This window comes from Bacteroides propionicigenes (assembly GCF_018390535.1).
GTDB classification, from domain to species: Bacteria; Bacteroidota; Bacteroidia; order Bacteroidales; family Bacteroidaceae; genus Bacteroides; species Bacteroides propionicigenes.
Genome location: NZ_JAHBBW010000008.1, coordinates 127,143 through 145,783 on the forward strand (window position 1 = coordinate 127,143; position 18,641 = coordinate 145,783).

The following is an 18,641-nucleotide window of genomic DNA, read 5'->3' on the forward strand; positions in this document are numbered from 1 at the left end:
ATTCTTAAAACATAGGTGGATAGAATGCTTCTTTGATATGCTCTATTTTAAAAGCATCGGTATCACCTACGGCTGTAATAATGTCAAAACGTACAGGTGCATCAATACAAAAATGTTTAATGTACGCATCGGCAGCTATGACAATACGGCGGATTTTTTGTCGGTTAACGGCATCTTGTGGCTCAATACACTTTGTGTTACTTCGGGTTTTTACTTCTATAATGATCAACTCATCATTTTTAGTTGCAATAATGTCTAACTCCAGATGATTCTTTCGCCAATTCCGGTCGCGTATCGCATATCCGTTACGTTCCAGATAGAATACAGCTGCATCTTCTCCAGCTTTTCCTAAAGCATTATGTATTGCCATAGTTATGATTTTCTTTCTTTCACTACAAAAATACGTTTTTTCTGCTTTGTTTTTACAGAAGTAAAACTAATTTTGCAAAGAAATATGAGAAAGAGAGACAAAACGTGTGCGAAAGCCACACCCGAAGAACCTAAACGCGAGCAGCGCATGGTATGCCTGATGAGCGAAGAAGAACTGCGGATTGTAGACCGTTATCTGGAGAAGTATAAGATAACGAACAAATCACGCTGGTTAAGGGAGACTATTCTCATGTTTATCCATAAGAATATGGAAGAAGATTATCCTACCTTGTTTGGCGAACATGATATGCGAAGGTGAGTTGATACGTTTTGAATGAAAGTTTTGAGGAGAAAAGATGACAGATACTGACTATATGAGACAGGCCCTTCTTGAGGCACAAAAAGCAGGGGGACGTGGCGAAGTGCCTGTAGGTGCAGTGGTCGTTTGCAAAGGCCGTATCATTGCTCGTGCCCATAATTTAACGGAAACTTTGACGGATGTCACTGCCCATGCCGAGATGCAGGCTATTACTGCCGCTGCGTCTACTCTTGGTGGTAAATATCTGAATGAATGTGCCCTTTATGTTACTGTGGAGCCTTGTGTGATGTGCGCCGGCGCTATTGCTTGGGCGCAAATGGGGCGCTTGGTATTTGGAGCGGAAGATGAAAAGCGGGGATATCAACGTTATGCGCCGCAAGCCCTGCATCCTAAGACAGTGGTTGTAAAAGGAGTATTGGAGGATGAATGCGCTGCATTGATGAAAGAATTTTTTGCAGCAAAGCGCCGCTAATCTTTAATTTCCTCAAAATCCACATATTCTCCCTCATCCTGTGAGAATAGTTTCTTGCGGGAAGCCGAGTGCGGAGTTATTTCTTCTTCTCGTATCGTTTCTTTGGTAGAAGTGGATTGTTGTCCGTCATTATAAGAATATCCCTTTCCTGATTGGTAGTTCCCGTTGTCATTCCGGTATGTTTTTGATGAACGGTGTCCTCCTAATCCGAAGATACTTCGGATAACGGTACCAATGATGCTAAGTCCGATAAACAGAATAGCTATTAGAATAATAAATAAGAAACCTAAAAAATGAAACATGGGCTAATGTCTTTTTATGTGTTCGTTTTCAGCGAACGATAGTACAACAACTGTGCCAAGAAAATGTTTATTTACGTTTTCCTGTTAGAAGTGACAGTAAGATGTACCATACAATTACCGCTGCAAAGCCGCTAACCTTTAAAAAAACAAGAAGTGGAATACAGACAATCAGGAAAATAAAGCTTATTTTATTGTCTTTCCATGCGAGATTCTTGAACTTCAATGAGAACATCGGTATCTCCGATACTAACAACCACGAAAACAGGCAAACCAGCACTAACAGATAAAAGGGATTGAAGTTTTCGGATATGAGTATGGGGTGTATTCCTGCCACCAATGATGCCCAGAAGAGAGCGTTGGCAGGAACTGGAACTCCGATAAAAGAACTTGTTTGGCGGGTATCGTTGTTGAACTTTGCCAAACGTAAAGCCGAAAATATGGAAATAAGAAATGCGGTATAAGGCATATAAGGGGCGATAAACTCCATAGATACCGGATAATGCATCTCTTTAAATAAGGAGAATACTATTAATGAGGGTGCTACACCGAAGCTGACATCATCTGCCAAAGAGTCCAAATCCTTTCCGATAGGAGAATGTGCGTTTAATAAGCGTGCCATCATACCGTCGAAGAAGTCGAATACGGCACTAAGGATAATGAATACAAGTGCCGGATTGTAGTTGGCTTCAAATGCCATGACACAAGCAATACACCCGGAGAATAAGTTCAGACAGGTTAAGGTGTTAGGGATAGAACGGGTGATGCAATTTGCCATTGTTATTTAAGTTTTGCTATTACGGTTTGATTACCGGTAGTCAGTTGTCCGAGTTTAACGAGAACTTCTGTGCCCAAAGGGAGGAATACGTCCACGCGTGAACCGAATTTAATGAAGCCCATATGTTCGTCAATATAGCATTCTTCGCCCGGTTCTGCATAAGTTACGATGCGGCGTGCCATAGCACCTGCAATTTGGCGTGCCATGATTTCCACACCTTCAGGGGTCTCAATTACTACGGTAGAACGCTCATTATCAGTACTTGCTTTAGGTAGCCATGCTTTCATGAACTTGCCGTTCTGGTGAGATACCAATTTAACGGTTCCGTCTACGGGATACCAGTTAGCGTGTACATTGACCAGGCTCATAAATATGGAAACCATGATGCGCCGGTCATGGAAATATTCAGTTTCTTCAACTTCCTCTACTACCACAATTTTTCCGTCAGCAGGGGCAACTACGATTTTCTCAGTTTCTTCCTGGCCGAACAAACGTATAGGGCAGCGGAAGAAATTTACTAAGATGCCATAAATAACAAGGCTGATGACTGCCACTACGTAGAAAGGAACTTTGCACTCCAAACCAAAGTAAAGCCCGGCGTTTACAGCGAGTATCAACAATAAACTGCCGGCCAGTGTATGTGTTCCTTCACGGTGAATACGTATTTTCTTTAATTTTTTAAGTCGACCCATGTATCTTGTTTTATTCTTTTTGATGCAAATTATCTGCAAAAATAGGCTTATTTTGAAAATCTAACAAGAATTTAGTCATAGAATTATAGGTGTTGATAACTTTTCGAGGAATATTTTTGTTAGATACCGCATAGGTCGTACCTTTATGCTCACTTATAGAAAGGATATATTTATGCAGGATTTTGTTCATTTGCACGTACATACCCAATATTCACTCCTTGATGGTCAGGCCAGTGTAAGCCGTTTGGTAGACAAGGCGATGAAAGATGGTATGAAAGGTATTGCCGTTACCGACCATGGCAATATGTTTGGCATCAAAGAGTTCACCAACTATGTTAATAAAAAGAACGGTGGTCCGAAAGGGGAAATAAAAGATCTGAAGAAACGGATTGCAGGCATAGAGAGTGGCGAAATTGCGTGTGAGGATAAGAAAGCTGAAATAGCGGCTTGCAAGGCTAAAATAACGGAAGCGGAGAATAAGCTGTTCAAGCCTATTATCGGCTGCGAGATGTATGTAGCGCGCCGTACGATGGACAAGAAAGAGGGTAAGCCCGACCAAAGCGGTTATCACTTGATTGTATTGGCGAAGAATGAAAAAGGTTACCACAATCTTATTAAGCTGGTATCTCGTGCATGGACCATGGGATATTATATGCGTCCTCGTACCGACCGAAACGAGCTGGAGAAATATCACGAAGGATTGATTGTCTGCTCTGCCTGTATCGGTGGTGAGGTCCCTAAAAAAATTATCAACGACCAATTGGAGGAAGCTGAAGAAGCTATTCGTTGGTATAAGAATCTTTTCGGGGATGATTACTATTTGGAGTTGCAACGCCATAAGGCAACTGTTTCTCGTGCCAACCACGAAGCTTATCCCTTGCAGCAGAAAGCCAATGCCAAGTTGCTTGAATATGCCAAGAAATATAATGTGAAAGTAATCTGTTCCAACGATGTTCACTTTGTGGATGAAGAAAATGCTGAGGCACACGATCGTCTTATCTGTTTGAGTACCGGTAAGGATTTGGACGACCCGAGCCGCATGCTTTATACCAAGCAAGAGTGGATGAAAACAAAAGTGGAAATGAATGCGCTTTTTGCTGATGTTCCCGAAGCTCTTTCCAATACGTTGGAGATTTTGGATAAAGTGGAGTATTACTCAATCGACCATGCGCCTATCATGCCCACTTTTGCCATTCCCGAGGATTTTGGAACGGAAGAAGGATATCGGAAGAAATATACGGAAAAGGATTTGTTTGATGAGTTTACGCAAGATGAAAACGGCAAAGTAGTTTTGGATGAAGAAGCCGCCAAAGCCAAAATTAAGCGTTTGGGCGGTTATGAGAAACTTTATCGTATCAAACTGGAGGCCGACTATCTTGCCAAACTGGCGTTTGACGGTGCCAAACGGATTTATGGAGATCCGCTGTCGGATGAGGTAAAAGAACGTTTGGTATTTGAGTTGTATATCATGAAGACAATGGGTTTTCCCGGTTACTTCTTGATTGTACAGGACTTTATCAATGCAGCTCGTACACAATTAGGAGTTTCGGTGGGGCCGGGACGCGGCTCGGCAGCCGGTTCGGCAGTAGCCTATTGTTTGGGCATCACCAAGATAGACCCTATTCAGTATGACTTGCTGTTCGAGCGTTTCCTTAATCCGGACCGTATCTCCTTACCCGATATCGATGTTGACTTCGATGATGACGGACGTGGTGAAGTGCTGCGTTGGGTAACGGAAAAATACGGACAAGAAAAGGTAGCGCATATCATTACGTATGGTACTATGGCAACCAAATTGGCTATTAAGGATGTTGCCCGTGTACAAAAGCTGCCCTTATCGGAATCCGACCGCTTGGCGAAACTAGTTCCCGATAAAATCCCTGATAAGAAGCTGAATCTTCCCAATGCCATAGCTTATGTACCGGAGTTGCAGGCAGCCGAAGCGTCACCCGACCCATTGGTTCGTGATACGCTGAAGTATGCCAAGATGCTGGAAGGGAATGTTCGTGGTACAGGTGTACACGCTTGCGGTACAATTATCTGTCGTGACGACATCACCGACTGGGTTCCGGTTAGCACGGCGGATGATAAGGAAACCGGTGAGAAGATGCTCGTTACTCAGTATGAAGGCTCTGTTATCGAGGATACAGGTTTGATTAAAATGGACTTCTTGGGATTGAAGACTCTCTCAATCATTAAAGAAGCTGTTGAAAATATACGTTTGCATCGGGGAATGGCGTTGGATATTGACAAGATTTCCATTACCGACCCTGCCGCCTATAAATTATATTGTGACGGACGGACTATCGGTACGTTCCAGTTTGAATCTGCCGGTATGCAGAAATACTTGCGTGAGTTGCAGCCAGGCACCTTCGAGGATTTGATTGCCATGAATGCCCTCTACCGTCCGGGACCTATGGATTATATCCCTGACTTCATCGACCGTAAGTGGGGACGCAAGCCTATCGAGTATGATATTCCCATAATGGAGAAATATCTGAAGGACACGTACGGTATTACTGTCTATCAGGAACAGGTCATGCTTCTGTCCCGTTTGTTGGCGGACTTTACCCGCGGTGAGTCCGATGCCTTGCGTAAGGCAATGGGTAAGAAGCTGCGTGATAAACTGGACCATATGAAGCCGAAGTTTATTGCCGGTGGGCAGAAAAACGGTCATGACCCAAAGGTGCTCGAAAAAATTTGGACGGACTGGGAAAAGTTTGCATCTTATGCTTTCAATAAATCTCATGCCACCTGCTATTCATGGGTAGCCTATCAAACAGCTTTCCTGAAAGCCAATTACCCGGCAGAATACATGGCTGCCGTAATGAGCCGAAGTTTGTCTGATATAACAACCATAACCAAACTCATGGACGAATGTAAGTCAATGGGTATTAAAGTACTTGGCCCGGACGTAAATGAATCGAACTTGAAGTTCACCGTCAACCCTGAGGGTAACATCCGTTTCGGATTGGGAGCTGTGAAAGGAGTGGGTGAAGGAGCTGTGCAAAGCATTATGGAAGAACGTCAGAAAAACGGTCTGTATACGGGTATCTTCGATTTTGTACAGCGTGTCAACTTGAACGCTTGTAACAAGAAGAACTTGGAGTGCCTCGCTCTTGCCGGTGGTTTTGACAGTTTCCCGGAGTTGAAGCGTGAACAGTACTTTGCCGTCAATGCCAAGAATGAAGCCTTTATTGAGACATTGGTACGCTACGGCAACCGTTATCAAGCGGATAAAGCGGCGGCGGTCAATTCTTTGTTCGGTGGTGAGAATGTAGTGGATATTGCTACTCCGGAGATTCTTCCTGCAGAGCATTGGAGTGACCTTGACCGTTTGAATAAAGAACGTGATTTAGTTGGTATTTACCTTTCCGCTCACCCGCTGGATGAATATTCCGTAGTATTGGAACACGTTTGTAATACTCATATGGCGGAGTTGGAAGATAAAACAGCCCTTGTGGGACGTGAAATTACTATGGGAGGTATCGTTACTTCTGTTCGCCGGGGTATCAGCAAAAACGGCAACCCTTATGGTATTGCCAAGATAGAGGATTATTCAGGTTCGGCGGAGTTGCCTTTCTTCGGAAATGACTGGGTGACTTATCAGGGTTATTTAGGTGAGCGTACTTTCCTTTATATAAAGGCGCGTTGTCAACCTAAACAGTGGCGGCAAGATGAATTGGAATTGAAGATTACTTCTATGGAGTTGCTGCCTGACGTAAAAGAGAAGCTGATAGAGAAGATAACGATTCTTATTCCGCTCAGTGTATTGAACAAGGCTTTGGTGACGGAGTTGGCGGAACTGACGAAAGACCGTCCCGGCACTACGGAACTCTATTTCAGAGTGACTGATCCGGATAATAAGATGACTGTTGACTTAGTGTCCCGTCCGGTGAAGCTTTCCGTAGGTCGTGAACTTATCTCTTATTTAAAAGAGCGTCCGGAGCTTGAGTTTCGGATAAATTAATTATCTTTGCTTCACTGATAATAATGAGTGGATGATGCTTGATACAGGAGTATTGAATTAATATTTAAACTTAATAATTAGAAAAATGGCATTAGAAATTACAGACAACAATTTCAAGGAAATCTTGGCAGAGGGTAAACCTGTAGTAATTGACTTTTGGGCACCGTGGTGCGGACCTTGTAAAATGGTAGGTCCTATCATTGAAGAACTGGCAGGTGAATATGAAGGCAAAGTCCTTATCGGTAAATGTGATGTAGACGACAACGGTGATGTGGCTGCCGAATACGGTATCCGTAACATTCCTACCGTATTGTTCTTTAAGAACGGAGAGTTGGTGGATAAACAAGTAGGTTCTGCCCCCAAACCTACTTATGTAACAAAAATTGAGGCATTGTTATAATCCTTTTAAAATATAAAGCTATGGGACTGGAAGACGATTTTTTGAAGAATGATCTCGATGATGAAAAGACCATTGAGTACATCAAAAACTATTTGCCGCAGGAGTTGAAAGAGAAGTTCTCTGACGACGAGTTTTATTATTTCCTCGATTTGATTGACGAGTATTATTCCGAGAGCGGCATCCTTGATGTGCAGCCCGACGGTGATGGATATATCGAAGTTGATCTGGGAAAAATCGTAGACTACATCATCAAGGAAGCTCATAAAGATGAGATGGGCGATTACGATCCGGATGAAATTCTGTTCATTGTACAAGGTGAAATGGAATATACTGAATCTTTGGACGATGAGTAAGTCACAGCTTAGACAAAAAGAAAAAAGGCGCGGATTTAAATCCGCGCCTTTTTTCTTTATAAATGTTTGTTTATTGTTTTTCCTTTTTATGCTATCGGTGGAGTATTCAGAAAGAAGAATACTGACATTCCGATGAGTATCACTCCTAATACGCCATAAAACCAGCGTGCTTGTCGGCGACCTACGTTTCGTACTACAAACTGGGTGTTTTGGGCGGTAAAGAACCAATTCCAATCCAGAATTGCGGCTAATAGGGAGATAACTCCCGCTACGACAAAGATGCCTTGAACGATGTATTGGCTCATGTGGGGCGTTGGTGGTTGTATGATTAGTAACGTGTATTAATCCAGTTGTTCCAATGTAACTTTCCGTTCACTGTTTTCCACCTCTTCAATAGTGACTTTCACGGTATTTCCGGGTAAAAGTTCTTCAATCAGTTCCGGCCATTCAATGAAGCAGAGCGCACCGCTGTACAGATAGTCCTCATATCCCATATCGTACACTTCTTCCAGCTTTTTGATACGGTAGAAGTCGAAATGATAGATTAACTCTCCGGCAATATCGGAACGATATTCGTTTACGATGGCAAATGTAGGAGAAGTAATAACGTCGGATACACCGAGCTCTTCGCAGACAGCCTTGATAAAGGTTGTTTTACCGGCTCCCATTTTGCCATAAAGAGCAAATACTGTATTGTCACCCATTGCCTCTATAAATTGGCGGGCGGCTTCATGAATCTGGTCTAAGGACTGAATCTTGATTTCCATTATCTTGTATTTTTCTGCAAAGATAGCCAAAAACTTTTTCCTCCTTTACAGATTGCATAAATAATAATGGAGAAGAAGATTATGGCTGCTCCCGAAGGAACATTGAGATAATATGAGATGAGCAAGCCGCCCAGGCAGCTAAGATAGCCGATACCGATGGATAACCATATAATACGGTGAAACCTGTGCGAAAAGAGATTGGCTGTCATTTGTGGAATTGTCAGTAATGAGATAACCAACACGATGCCCACCATACGGAGGCAGGCCACGATAGTCAATGCGATGAACATCATCAGTACATATTCAAAAGCTTGTACCGGAATACCTTGTGAACGGGCAAACTCGCGGTCGAATGCTACATAGATTATCGGATGCAGGAAACACGAAAAAAACAAGATAAGCAATATTGCCAGCCCGCCCAGCAAGGCGATGTCACCAAACGTTATTGTCAGGATGTTTCCGAACAGGTAAGCGGACAGGTCGGGAGCGAACCCGGGAGACAGGAATGTAAAGATGATGCCCAATGCCATTCCTAACGTCCAAAATACTGCAATAGCAGAGTCTTCACGCATATCTTTCCGTTTGCTAAGCCATTCCACACCGAATGCTGACAGTACTGAAAAGATAGCTGCCGAAAGAATCGGCGAGATTCCCGTGTACAACCCCATTCCTATACCTCCAAAAGAAGCATGCGTCAGTCCGCCACTGATGAATACCAGTCTCCGGGTAACGATGTATGTACCGATAATTCCGCAAACAATACTTGCCAGCAGGCTGCCGATAAGGGCATGTTGAAAAAAAGTATATTGTAACAGTTCCATGTGGCGGTGATTAGTGATTAATTCTCCTTTCTCCTACTATCAGGAACACTTCATCTTTTATATTGTCCGGTAGCGCAATGCCGCGCAGTTGTAAGCTGCGCACCCACCCGGCCACATCTTCCGATTGCATGGTATAGAATACGTCACGAAATTCTTCTTCTTGTTCGGGAGTATATCGGTCGGAAGCAGTCCCGATGTATTTGTCCAGTTCCTCATCGTCATAATATTCTATTTTTTTGCTGACGGCGGCGAGCAGGCTTTCTTTTTCGCATACTTCATGCTGGCCGCAGCATTCCATATCTACTTCCTGCACTTCGGGCATGGCATCCAATTCGCCGTTATCAATTTTCTTTTGAAGTCTGCGGTTGCGTACTATTCCCGCTATGGCAGCTACGATGGCGAGGGCAATCAGGCTAATAATCAGTATCCACATACGTTCTCTTTCCTTGAAAAAAAGTGTCCTTATAAAATAGAACGGACAAAGATACACATTGTTTTCGTATCTGACTTCTTTTGAATGGGCAAAAAGGTTGATTCTCTTCGGAGAAACTGACGAATGACAAAGAGAAACATCGCTTTTATCCTTGTCCTTTGGAGATTGTGAAACCTGTTTTCTTTAAATCTTCCCAATAAGCCGGATAGGATTTGGAAACTACTTGAGGTTCATCAATCACTATCTGCGGTAATACGATGCAGGCAGGAGCAAATGCCATTGCCATACGATGGTCTTCGTAAGTGGAAATAATCGGGGCGTTTTCAGTAGGACAACGTTCCCCGTCCCATAACAGAATGCTGTCCTGTTCGGAACGTACCAAATAACCTAACTTTTGCAGCTCGGTGATAAGGGCGGCGATACGGTCGGTTTCCTTAATTTTGAGACTTTGTAAACCGGTAAAGCGGAAAGGTATGTTCATCAGGCAGCAAGTTACGACAAAGGTTTGTGCCAGGTCTGGAATGTCTACCATATCTTCCTCCAAGCGCGAGACGGGTGTACCCGCCAATGTCAGTCGTACGCCCAGATCGGTATATTCGGTATGTACGCCCAGACGGGAGAAAATCTCCGCTCCGCGACTATCCCCTTGATAACTGTGAGGAAACAGCCCGAACAGCTCCACCGTTTCATGTTCATAACCCTTCAGAGATTCTTCATTCTTTATTCTTCGTTCTTCATTTCCCCTCAGTGCCAATATTTGATACCAGTAGGATGCCGCGCTCCAGTCGCTCTCCACGGTGAACGGGACATCCCGATAACCGCCGGGATATACGGTGATGCTGTTTTCGGAATTCCAACTGGCACGTCCGCCGAAGTCGTGTATAAGCTGAAGCGTGAGGTTGATGTAGGGACGGGAGATGATACTGCCTGTAAGGTGTAGGTGTAGTCCTTTGGGGAGCACAGCTCCCATCATCAGCAGGGCGGAAATATATTGCGAGCTGACGTTTCCGGCAAGAGATATTTCATCGCCTTGCAATTCCGCCCCTGTGATGCGTAGAGGTGGGAATCCCTCTTGCCCGACGTAATCGATTTTTGCTCCGAGTAAACGTAGAGAATCTACGAGGATACGGATGGGACGTTGCTGCATACGTTGCGTTCCGGTGATGATACGGCTGCCGGGTGTCACGCTGAAATAGGCGGTGAGGAAACGCATGGCCGTCCCCGCTGCCATAATGTCTATATGTTCGGGATTGCCTTGCAGTGCGCGCACCATGACACGGGTATCATCGCAATCGCTCAGATTGCAGGGCGTTTGCTTACCATGAGCAAGGGCATGCAGGATAAGTGCACGGTTGCTGATACTCTTGGATGCCGGCAATTGAATAGCGGCATGTATCGGGGTGTCGGGGGCGGAAACGGTATAACGCATAGTTGTACTTGTTTAGTGACGGTGGTAGAAAACTTTATATTCCGATGCAAAAGTAAAATAAATCTTTGGGAAATGGAAGTCTGCTTGTCATACATTTGCATTCAATACGTCCCAGAACCGTTGAGGCAGGTAAATATTAGGAACCTCCGCCGCTTCTTTGAATAGCGGGGCTATCTGGACGGGTTTGAAACCTGCGATGCCGCAACCTATTTCAGTAACGAGGAATACGGTGTCGGAGTGTTGGCGGGCAAAACGAATGAATTCATTCACATAGGGCCGGATAGCTTCAGGACCACCATGCATGGTTGGAATGCCGTAGGTCTGTCCTTGTAACCCGCTACCCTGTCCCCAGATGGCACCCCATTCACGCCATGCCAGTAGGGCGGCTCCGCCGCCATGTGCTCCTTCAAGATTGCTGCCGAATACGAATATCTCATTGGACTTCAGTTCGGTAATTCTGTTTGGGGTGATTCTTGTTGTCATTGGGTTTTAGGTTTAGTTGCTCATTACAAATATAATGAATTTATTCTTAGATGGTTATGCAACCCTGTTCTTTTTCAGAATATTGGCTTTAGACAATTGACGGGAAGTTCCAGTTCACCCCAATCTATCATCGCATTGAAAAGGCGTGCAATGGAGTAAAACACAAGGTCTTCCGTGTGTATATCTTTCTCAGTGAGGATGCCTTTTTCCAATAGTTCGGCACGCTTAGTCCCTTTCAATAAGGGATGCCGGGGAGTGTACCATTGTTTGCCGTCAAAGAGAGCGATGTTAGCGATACTGGTATCGGTGAGTAGACCTTGGCGGACAATAAGCACATCATCGCAGGAGCCGCGCTGTGCAAACAATTGGTTGAGCTCTTCGCGGTCGGTGCTTTTATAGGTGTAGTCAATGTTGTCCGCTCGTACCAAAGCCAGTGAACGGACGGAGCGTAGGGCATAGGGAGTGCAAGATATATCTTCGATTCCTTTCTGCCCGTAGGCTATACGTAACTTGTGTATGCCGTTTGCAGAAATGGCGGGCAGGTATGCTGTCAGTTGCAGGGCGGTACTTTCCGGCCAGAAGTGTGTTCGGGTATCGTTCAGTCTCCGTTCATGGTAGGCTAAGTTGCGAACCACTCCGCCGTCAACACGTATGGTTTCAATAAATCGGCACATATATTTTCTGTTTTACCTCGTTGTATTCACTTTCCCATCGGCTTTGGGCGGTGATGCCGCCGCCGGCTTTGAAGTAGAGTTGCTCGTTCTCTTGTTCAATGAAGCGTATCATGACCGCGCTGTCCAGTCGGCCGTTGGCGTAGCAGCCCATGATTCCGGTATAGAATCCTCGTTCGTAGCCTTCCGCTTCGGCAATGATTTGCATGGTGCGGGGTTTGGGGGCACCGGTAATGGAGCCGGCAGGCAATAGTTTGAAAAGGATGTCACCGAGCCGTTCGGTGTAGTCATCGGGCAGAATGCCGCATATCTCGGAACTTGTTTGCAGAATAGGCCCTTTGTTGGTTTGCAGGCGGTCTATGTAGCGATAGGATGTTACGGTAACGTGGTCGGAAACCATACTGAGGTCATTGCGTATCAAATCGACAATGGTGGCGTGTTCCGCGGCTTCCTTGGCGTCATCCAACAATATTGATTCGGCATGGGGAAGGGTCGCGTCAATTGTTCCTTTCATGGGAAAAGATTTTATAAAACCCTTTTCCATACGTACAAAGATTTCGGGAGAGAAGCAAACAAAAGAATCCTTCAGCCAAAGTTTGTATAGAGCGTGGGAATGCAGAAATATATCTTTTAGCGTCAGGTTAGTGCGAAGCGGAACCTTGCACGTCAGATTGGTCAGGTAACTGTTGCCGCCCAGCAGGTTACGCTTTACGATGTCGAAAGAACGGTGGTAGTCGGCGGGAAGCGGGGGAGTGAATTCCCAATCTATTCTTCCGGTATATCGGGTATCCGTATCGGGAGCATTGCCCGTCTTTCCGAATTGGTAGAGGCAGGCGGATGTATCTATCTTGGCGAGGGCTTCAACGAATGAGTGTTCTTGCTTGTAATCGATGATAAACAGGAAAGGAATGTCCTGACGCCCGAATGTGTTCATCCGGGCGATAGCTGTTTCTTTGTCCAATGTTCTCATTGTCCTAAATCAATGTTGCAATGATTTGAATGGACAGTATGAGAAATACCATTGCAATAGGATAAACCGTAGCATAGGCCACACTCGGAATATTGCTGTCCGTCATCGAGTCGGCAGCTGCCAAACCGGGGGTACTTGTCATACCGCCTGTAATGGTTCCCAATAAATCGAGGATGCTGATTTTGAATACGAGTCTGCCTACGATTACAGCTATCAGCATGGGAATTAAAGTAATGGCAGCACCTACTCCGAACAACAACCAGCCACTTTCCTGAAAGGTCGCTACCAGATTCTTTCCAGCCGATGTACCTACTTCGGCAAGGAACAGCAAAAGTCCCAGTTGCCGTAACAGTTGGTTGGCAGGACCCGACATGGACCAGATAATAGGTCCTGTCTTGCCAACAGCGCTAAGGAACAAGGCAACTATCAGAATGCCGCCTGTCAATCCGGGTGAGAATGACAAACCGCCGGGGAAGGATATGTTCAGCTTGCCGAACAGTACTCCGAGTACGATGCCCATTGCAATTGGGAAGAAATCCGTATCGGACAGTTTTTTGGCATTGTTTCCCAGTAAGCGTGCCAAGCCTTTCAGTCCTTCTTTTTCGCCGACTACCATCAACTTGTCACCGAATTTTAGCGCAAGATCGGGTGAGGGAGAAAGGTCGATACCGCTTCGGCGAATCCGTGTCACGGTGCAGCCGAAGTTCCTCATCAGATTCAAGTCACCCAGCTGTTTGTTTATCATATCCTTCTTTGTCAGCAGCAGGGACTCTATGTCCTGGGTATGGCTTAGGGGGAGCTCGCCTTCTTCGCGTTCACCTACCAGAGTGGCGAGTTGGTTCAGCGCTTCGTCGCTGCCGACGGCTTGTATGTAGTCGTTTTCGTGAAGTACGGTGTGGGCGGTCGGGATGGCGATTTGCTCGTCATGCTTATGGCGGGAGATTACCGCTCCGGTCATGGCGCGGGCATTGATTTGCATCAGGGTACGTCCGAATACGACAGGATTTGTAATACGATAGATGCACGTTATCAGTTCGGGAAATTGTCCGCGGCGTTCTTTCTCCAGACGGCGGGCTTCCCGGTCGAGGTCGATGTGCATGATACGGGGCAGCAGTTTTACGAATAGGATAACCCCGATAACTCCGAACGGATAAGCGATACCATAGGCGATGGAGGCCAGCGGTGAATGAGTGCTGTCGATGGCAACTGCAAGTCCCGGCGTACTGGTAAGTGCTCCGGCTATCAGGCCTACCACACTCGGCGTGTCAATGTCGAAAGCGTATTTCAGTCCTACTGCCGTCAAGGCGGCAGAACAAATAATCAGCAAGGTGATGATGATGAGTGTCTTCCCTTTGCTTCGGAAAGAGTCGAAGAAACCGGGACCGGCTTGTATGCCGATAGTGAAAATGAACAATACAAGTCCGAAGTTTCCCAACTCTTTGGGGATAATCACACCGAAATGCCCGAAAAGCAGGGCGATGAAGATTACTGCGGAAACATCGAGAGACAATCCTTTGATTTTGATTCTTCCCAACATGAAGCCTAAAGCTACGATGAGGAAAAGGGCGAAATAAGAGGAATTGAGCAGGTCTGTGAACATAGGCTTGATGAATTAGTCTTTTCGAGGGAACAAAGGTAATGGAAAAAAGTTAGATAGAGAAAGTATTATTTATCTTTGCAGTTGCTAAAGATTTAAAGGAATCCCTCTTATGGAAATAGATTTGACTACCCCCGCTTTGCTGTTTTCGGCAATATCCCTGATTATGTTGGCGTACACCAACCGTTTTCTGTCGTATGCAGGCCTTGTGCGTGCTTTGAAGGAGCAACACCAAAAGAGTCACTCCTCTGTGACCGCGGCGCAGATTGCCAACCTGCGCAAAAGGTTGTACCTGACGCGCGCCATGCAGGTGACAGGCATAGCAAGCCTGTTGCTATGTGTAGTCAGCATGTTCTTTATTTATATCCGGCTTCATCTTGCCTCAGTTTATATCTTCGGTTTTGCGCTGGTGCTTCTGATTATTTCGCTCACTATTTCCGTGTACGAAATTTATATCTCCGTGAAGGCTCTGGAGATACATCTGAATGATATGGACGATTAGCGGAAACGCTTTATGCCTGTAAGACGAATATTTATCTCTTTACTGGGCAGAGTCCAGTTCTTTCAGTAATTCTTGCACAGCAACTTTCAGCTGGGTATCCTCACCTTTCACGATGGCTTCGGGTGAGTTGGCAACTTTGATGTCGGGTTCTAACTGGGAGTTTTCCAGATAACTGCCGTCGGGCAAGCGGTAGCCTACAACAGGGATACCGAAAATGAGAGAAGGATCTTGCAAACGTTCCCATGATACGCTGGTCATTGTTCCCGGAACGGGCATACCCACCAACTTGCCGATATTCCGGTGGCGATATACCCATGGCGTACCGTGCGCATTGGAGTAATTGGCTTCGCAGGTCAGCATGATAGACGGCTTGTTCCAGCGACGGCTGGGCATATCACAGGCTTCGCGGCCGCGGATTACCTGTGTAAAGTATTTCTTGCCGCTGAACAATATTTCTATATCCTCGTGCAGACGGCCTCCGCCATTAAAGCGGGTATCGATGATGATGCCTTCACGGTTGTTGTATTTGCCCAGAATATCCGAGTACACAGAACGGAAGCTGTCATCGCCCATTGACTCAATGTGGACGTAGCCGAGACGGCCGCCGGACCATTTATCTACGTCGGCTGCACGTTGTTTTACCCAGCGAGTGTAGAGCAAATCATCAAGCGTACTATTGCTTATCGGGATTACAACCTCTTCCCAGCGTTCTTTGTTCTGCGGGTTGTATAGCGAGACAAGGGTCTTCTTTTTGGCTTTGCCGTTCAGTAAGGTATAGTAATCAGTTTCGGGTGTAATCTCCGTGCCGTCAATCTTTTCGATAACTATGCCCGCTTTTACTTTAGTATTGGCGTTGTCGAACGGACCTTTCTCTATGACTTCGGCTATAAGCACACCTTTGTTTGGGTAGTTCCAGGCGAAGAGCAGTCCGAGGCTGGCTGTCGGTTCACTTTGTCCGGACGGATAATAACGACCGCCGGTGTGCGACACATTCAGCTCGCCCAACCATTCACTCAGCAACTCGGCAAAGTCGTAGTTATTGTTGATATGAGGTAGGAACTTGCGGTAAGCGGTAGTCATGGCGTCCCAGTCTACACCGTGCATATTGGTGTTGTAGAAACATTTCTGTTGCTGTTTGTACACGTGGTCAAACATATATTCGCGTTCTGCCGCCAAATCCATTTTGGTTTGTGCCTGATAGGTGACTGGTTTTAGCTCGTCGGATGCCAAATTCATTTTCTGCATGGTTTTTCCTCCCAGCAAGAAGAGGTTTTTGCCGTCCTTGTCCATCTCCATAGAAGCCCAGCCGGCATCCATTTTATGGAGCAGTCGGGTGTCTTTTTTGCGGATATCCATTTTCCAGAGGTCGTAGCCGTCTTCAAAGGCAGCGAAGTAATAAAGGCTTTCTCCGTCTTTGGAGATGATGACGCTACCTAAATCCGAGGAGTTAGGGGTGAGACGTACGATACGGTCTTCAATGTTTTTCAGCTCAACAACGATGTCTTTCACTTGGGATTCATCGTTGTCTTTGTCTTTTTCTTTTCCTTTTTTGCTGCTCTTCTTTTCTTTGGCGGTATCTTTGTCTTGTGTTTTCTTTTGCTCAACCTCTAATTCCTTACGCAGTTCATAGTCTTCTTTGCTCAGGCAGTACTTGTCGTATGCATCTTGGTTGAGGAAGATGAGCATGGCATCGTCCTGCGATCCCCATGAAGCGTGGGCGCGCATACCATAACGTTCTGTTTTGAACAGGATTGCATTGCCATCGAGCGCAAAGCGGGGATAACCGCTCATGTAGCCGCTATTAGTCAGGTTGATTATGGGGCTGTCGCCTTGTGCGCTGACCAGTCCTATGTCAGAGTATGGATCGTGTTTGTTGCCGATAAATTCGAGGGTGAACCATTTGCTGTCCGGCGACCAGGCATAGCTGAACTCGCCGTCTGTACTGTACCAAGTGGAACCGTCGGTGACTTGGCGCACTTTGTTTGTTTCGAGGTTCAGTACCATTAGACGGATACGGTCTTCTATGAATGCCAATTCTTTACCGTTTGGTGAGAATTGCGGGCAAGAACGTTCAATGGTAGCGGAAGGCAGTAATACTTCTTCGTTTATAATGGTAGCGTTGGGGAAGTTGGGGTCTTCCTTACGGGCTATCTTGGCAAGATAAATCTGCCAGTTGCCGTTGCGTTCGCTGGCATAGGCCAGTGTACGGTTGTCGGGGGCAAAGGACAGGTTGCTCTCATTGGCGGGGGTGTGGGTGATTTGTTTGGTTGTGGCATAGTCTGCCGAGGTTACAAAGACTTCGCCACGTGCAATGAAGGCTATCTGTTTGCCGTCCGGTGATACAGTAGCCGAAGTTGCTCCGTTGGTATAATTCAGGTGGACTGTCTGAGGCCGGTCATCACGGATGATTTTTATTTGAACTTTTTGCGGGGTCGAACCGTCTTGCTGCGTGTATATTTCACCATCGTAGCCGTAACACAATGTGCCGTTACTGCTCATGGAAAGGAATCGGACGGGGTGGGTTTTAAAAGTAGTCACCGCTTTTACGGATTCCGGACGGGTGAGTGGAAAGGCGTATACATTGAATGAGCTGCCGTTACGTTCGCTCAGGAAATACAAGGTTTGCCCGTCCGGTGCAAGGATGGGATTGCGGTCTTCACCGGCATGCTCGGTGAGGTTGGTATGTTTGCCTGTGCGGATGTCGTACATCCAAATATCGCGAGTTATGGATGAAGTGTGGTGCTTTCGCCATTGGTCTTCAAAGCCTTTCCGGTCTTGATAAAAGAAATGTTCACCCGATTTGTCGAAACAGACAGCTTCGGCAGGTGTACCCAGTACTTGCTCGGTGCGTCCGCCGCTTGTGGGAACCTTGTAGAGTTCGGTCATGGCAGAGCGGGGGAAGAGCGCGCTCTCGGCAGGGTCTTGAATGGCTGCTGAGAAGAGAACGTATTTGCCGTCGGGGGTAAATGCCGACGGGATTTCTCCTGCCGAATTGGTAGTCAACCGCCGGGCTGTTCCGCCGTTGGCGGACATCACGAATACGTCGAAGTTGCCGTATCTGTCGCTGGCAAATGCTATTTGCTTGCTGTCGGGCGACCAAACCGGGGTGGATTCATAGGAGTCCTGTGTGGTGAGTTGCGTAGCTGCACCGCCTTTTGCCGGAACTTTGTAGATGTCTCCTTTATAACAGAAAACAATCTCTGTTCCATCGGGTGAGATTTGTATGTCGCGCATCCAGAGCGGAGTTGCCGCATAACCGGTAAGAGTGGTGAAACCGAGTGCGAGGTAGGCAAATATTTTCTTCATAACAGATGTA

20 protein-coding genes are annotated in these 18,641 nt (G+C 46.1%); 6 read left to right on the forward strand and 14 right to left on the reverse strand.

The window, feature by feature from the left end:
- Window positions 1–4: 4 nt before the first annotated feature.
- On the reverse strand, window positions 5–370 hold the full coding sequence (locus tag KG118_RS11250) for a YraN family protein (protein WP_117710994.1): 366 nt from the start codon (window positions 368–370) through the stop codon (window positions 5–7).
- A gap of 84 nt (window positions 371–454) precedes the next feature.
- Between KG118_RS11250 and KG118_RS11255 the strand changes: the two genes are divergently transcribed.
- Window positions 455–688: a hypothetical protein gene (locus tag KG118_RS11255; RefSeq protein ID WP_004293731.1), complete on the forward strand. Its 234-nt coding sequence runs from the start codon at window positions 455–457 to the stop codon at window positions 686–688.
- Window positions 689–725: 37 nt separating this feature from the next.
- On the forward strand, window positions 726–1,160 hold the full coding sequence (locus tag KG118_RS11260; protein WP_117710995.1) for a nucleoside deaminase: 435 nt from the start codon (window positions 726–728) through the stop codon (window positions 1,158–1,160).
- Here the strand turns inward: KG118_RS11260 and KG118_RS11265 are convergent.
- The 3 genes from KG118_RS11265 to KG118_RS11275 all read right to left on the reverse strand — a co-directional run bounded on the left by KG118_RS11265 (window position 1,157) and on the right by KG118_RS11275 (window position 2,929).
- Window positions 1,157–1,462 carry a DUF4834 family protein gene (locus KG118_RS11265; RefSeq protein WP_117710996.1) on the reverse strand — a complete coding sequence of 102 codons (306 nt, stop codon included), beginning with the start codon at window positions 1,460–1,462 and terminating at the stop codon, window positions 1,157–1,159. The genes KG118_RS11260 and KG118_RS11265 overlap by 4 nt on opposite strands.
- Window positions 1,463–1,529: 67 nt before the next feature.
- On the reverse strand, window positions 1,530–2,237 hold the full coding sequence (gene pssA / locus KG118_RS11270; RefSeq protein ID WP_117710997.1) for a CDP-diacylglycerol--serine O-phosphatidyltransferase: 708 nt from the start codon (window positions 2,235–2,237) through the stop codon (window positions 1,530–1,532).
- Between the two features lie 2 nt (window positions 2,238–2,239).
- Window positions 2,240–2,929 carry a phosphatidylserine decarboxylase family protein gene (locus KG118_RS11275; protein ID WP_117710998.1) on the reverse strand — a complete coding sequence of 230 codons (690 nt, stop codon included), beginning with the start codon at window positions 2,927–2,929 and terminating at the stop codon, window positions 2,240–2,242.
- Between the two features lie 172 nt (window positions 2,930–3,101).
- Here KG118_RS11275 and dnaE point away from each other — a divergent pair, with 172 nt between their 5' ends.
- From dnaE to KG118_RS11290, 3 genes are all read left to right on the forward strand, one after another.
- Complete coding sequence (dnaE, locus tag KG118_RS11280) at window positions 3,102–6,899, forward strand: DNA polymerase III subunit alpha (RefSeq protein ID WP_117711000.1); 3,798 nt, start codon at window positions 3,102–3,104, stop codon at window positions 6,897–6,899.
- 85 nt (window positions 6,900–6,984) lie between these two features.
- On the forward strand, window positions 6,985–7,299 hold the full coding sequence (gene trxA / locus KG118_RS11285; protein WP_117711001.1) for a thioredoxin: 315 nt from the start codon (window positions 6,985–6,987) through the stop codon (window positions 7,297–7,299).
- A 20-nt stretch (window positions 7,300–7,319) separates the two neighbouring features.
- Window positions 7,320–7,652, forward strand: coding sequence for a hypothetical protein (locus tag KG118_RS11290; protein ID WP_117711002.1), 333 nt, complete (start codon window positions 7,320–7,322; stop codon window positions 7,650–7,652).
- An 86-nt stretch (window positions 7,653–7,738) separates the two neighbouring features.
- Here KG118_RS11290 and KG118_RS11295 read toward each other — a convergent pair whose 3' ends face one another.
- The 9 genes from KG118_RS11295 to KG118_RS11335 form a co-directional block, all read right to left on the reverse strand.
- The gene (locus tag KG118_RS11295) at window positions 7,739–7,957 is read right to left on the reverse strand and encodes an immunity 17 family protein (protein WP_117711003.1); all 219 of its coding nucleotides are present in this window, start codon (window positions 7,955–7,957) and stop codon (window positions 7,739–7,741) included.
- 36 nt (window positions 7,958–7,993) lie between these two features.
- A complete protein-coding gene (gene tsaE, locus KG118_RS11300) occupies window positions 7,994–8,419 on the reverse strand; it encodes a tRNA (adenosine(37)-N6)-threonylcarbamoyltransferase complex ATPase subunit type 1 TsaE (RefSeq protein WP_117711004.1) in 426 nt (141 codons plus the stop codon).
- A complete protein-coding gene (locus KG118_RS11305; protein WP_117711005.1) occupies window positions 8,419–9,240 on the reverse strand; it encodes a metal ABC transporter permease in 822 nt (273 codons plus the stop codon). Before KG118_RS11305 ends, tsaE begins: the two co-directional genes overlap by 1 nt.
- A 10-nt stretch (window positions 9,241–9,250) precedes the next feature.
- Entirely contained in the window at window positions 9,251–9,673 is a 423-nt protein-coding gene (locus tag KG118_RS11310) for a phospholipase (RefSeq protein ID WP_117711006.1), read from the reverse strand.
- Between the two features lie 145 nt (window positions 9,674–9,818).
- The gene (locus KG118_RS11315) at window positions 9,819–11,102 is read right to left on the reverse strand and encodes a 3-phosphoshikimate 1-carboxyvinyltransferase (protein WP_117711007.1); all 1,284 of its coding nucleotides are present in this window, start codon (window positions 11,100–11,102) and stop codon (window positions 9,819–9,821) included.
- An 87-nt stretch (window positions 11,103–11,189) separates the two neighbouring features.
- Window positions 11,190–11,585: an A1S_2505 family phage non-structural protein gene (locus tag KG118_RS11320; RefSeq protein ID WP_117711008.1), complete on the reverse strand. Its 396-nt coding sequence runs from the start codon at window positions 11,583–11,585 to the stop codon at window positions 11,190–11,192.
- Between the two features lie 74 nt (window positions 11,586–11,659).
- Window positions 11,660–12,259 (reverse strand): aminotransferase class IV family protein, encoded by a 600-nt coding sequence (locus KG118_RS11325; protein WP_117711009.1) that lies wholly within the window; start codon window positions 12,257–12,259, stop codon window positions 11,660–11,662.
- A complete protein-coding gene (locus tag KG118_RS11330) occupies window positions 12,243–13,226 on the reverse strand; it encodes an aminodeoxychorismate synthase component I (RefSeq protein ID WP_117711010.1) in 984 nt (327 codons plus the stop codon). The genes KG118_RS11325 and KG118_RS11330 overlap by 17 nt, the downstream gene beginning before the upstream one ends.
- 4 nt (window positions 13,227–13,230) lie before the next feature.
- Window positions 13,231–14,826: an aspartate:alanine exchanger family transporter gene (locus KG118_RS11335; RefSeq protein ID WP_117711011.1), complete on the reverse strand. Its 1,596-nt coding sequence runs from the start codon at window positions 14,824–14,826 to the stop codon at window positions 13,231–13,233.
- Window positions 14,827–14,935: 109 nt separating this feature from the next.
- Between KG118_RS11335 and KG118_RS11340 the strand changes: the two genes are divergently transcribed.
- Window positions 14,936–15,325, forward strand: coding sequence for a DUF2721 domain-containing protein (locus KG118_RS11340; RefSeq protein WP_117711012.1), 390 nt, complete (start codon window positions 14,936–14,938; stop codon window positions 15,323–15,325).
- A 39-nt stretch (window positions 15,326–15,364) separates the two neighbouring features.
- Here the strand turns inward: KG118_RS11340 and KG118_RS11345 are convergent, their stop codons facing one another.
- On the reverse strand, window positions 15,365–18,631 hold the full coding sequence (locus KG118_RS11345) for a S41 family peptidase (protein ID WP_213388454.1): 3,267 nt from the start codon (window positions 18,629–18,631) through the stop codon (window positions 15,365–15,367).
- Window positions 18,632–18,641 lie beyond the last annotated feature (10 nt).

Coding starts and splice junctions, on each gene's coding strand:
- KG118_RS11250 (WP_117710994.1), bottom strand. CDS start 370: ATGGCAATACATAATGCTTTAGGAAAAGCTGGAGAAGATGCAGCTGTA.
- KG118_RS11255 (WP_004293731.1), top strand. CDS start 455: ATGAGAAAGAGAGACAAAACGTGTGCGAAAGCCACACCCGAAGAACCT.
- KG118_RS11260 (WP_117710995.1), top strand. CDS start 726: ATGACAGATACTGACTATATGAGACAGGCCCTTCTTGAGGCACAAAAA.
- KG118_RS11265 (WP_117710996.1), bottom strand. CDS start 1,462: ATGTTTCATTTTTTAGGTTTCTTATTTATTATTCTAATAGCTATTCTG.
- pssA (WP_117710997.1), bottom strand. CDS start 2,237: ATGGCAAATTGCATCACCCGTTCTATCCCTAACACCTTAACCTGTCTG.
- KG118_RS11275 (WP_117710998.1), bottom strand. CDS start 2,929: ATGGGTCGACTTAAAAAATTAAAGAAAATACGTATTCACCGTGAAGGA.
- dnaE (WP_117711000.1), top strand. CDS start 3,102: ATGCAGGATTTTGTTCATTTGCACGTACATACCCAATATTCACTCCTT.
- trxA (WP_117711001.1), top strand. CDS start 6,985: ATGGCATTAGAAATTACAGACAACAATTTCAAGGAAATCTTGGCAGAG.
- KG118_RS11290 (WP_117711002.1), top strand. CDS start 7,320: ATGGGACTGGAAGACGATTTTTTGAAGAATGATCTCGATGATGAAAAG.
- KG118_RS11295 (WP_117711003.1), bottom strand. CDS start 7,957: ATGAGCCAATACATCGTTCAAGGCATCTTTGTCGTAGCGGGAGTTATC.
- tsaE (WP_117711004.1), bottom strand. CDS start 8,419: ATGGAAATCAAGATTCAGTCCTTAGACCAGATTCATGAAGCCGCCCGC.
- KG118_RS11305 (WP_117711005.1), bottom strand. CDS start 9,240: ATGGAACTGTTACAATATACTTTTTTTCAACATGCCCTTATCGGCAGC.
- KG118_RS11310 (WP_117711006.1), bottom strand. CDS start 9,673: ATGTGGATACTGATTATTAGCCTGATTGCCCTCGCCATCGTAGCTGCC.
- KG118_RS11315 (WP_117711007.1), bottom strand. CDS start 11,102: ATGCGTTATACCGTTTCCGCCCCCGACACCCCGATACATGCCGCTATT.
- KG118_RS11320 (WP_117711008.1), bottom strand. CDS start 11,585: ATGACAACAAGAATCACCCCAAACAGAATTACCGAACTGAAGTCCAAT.
- KG118_RS11325 (WP_117711009.1), bottom strand. CDS start 12,259: ATGTGCCGATTTATTGAAACCATACGTGTTGACGGCGGAGTGGTTCGC.
- KG118_RS11330 (WP_117711010.1), bottom strand. CDS start 13,226: ATGAGAACATTGGACAAAGAAACAGCTATCGCCCGGATGAACACATTC.
- KG118_RS11335 (WP_117711011.1), bottom strand. CDS start 14,826: ATGTTCACAGACCTGCTCAATTCCTCTTATTTCGCCCTTTTCCTCATC.
- KG118_RS11340 (WP_117711012.1), top strand. CDS start 14,936: ATGGAAATAGATTTGACTACCCCCGCTTTGCTGTTTTCGGCAATATCC.
- KG118_RS11345 (WP_213388454.1), bottom strand. CDS start 18,631: ATGAAGAAAATATTTGCCTACCTCGCACTCGGTTTCACCACTCTTACC.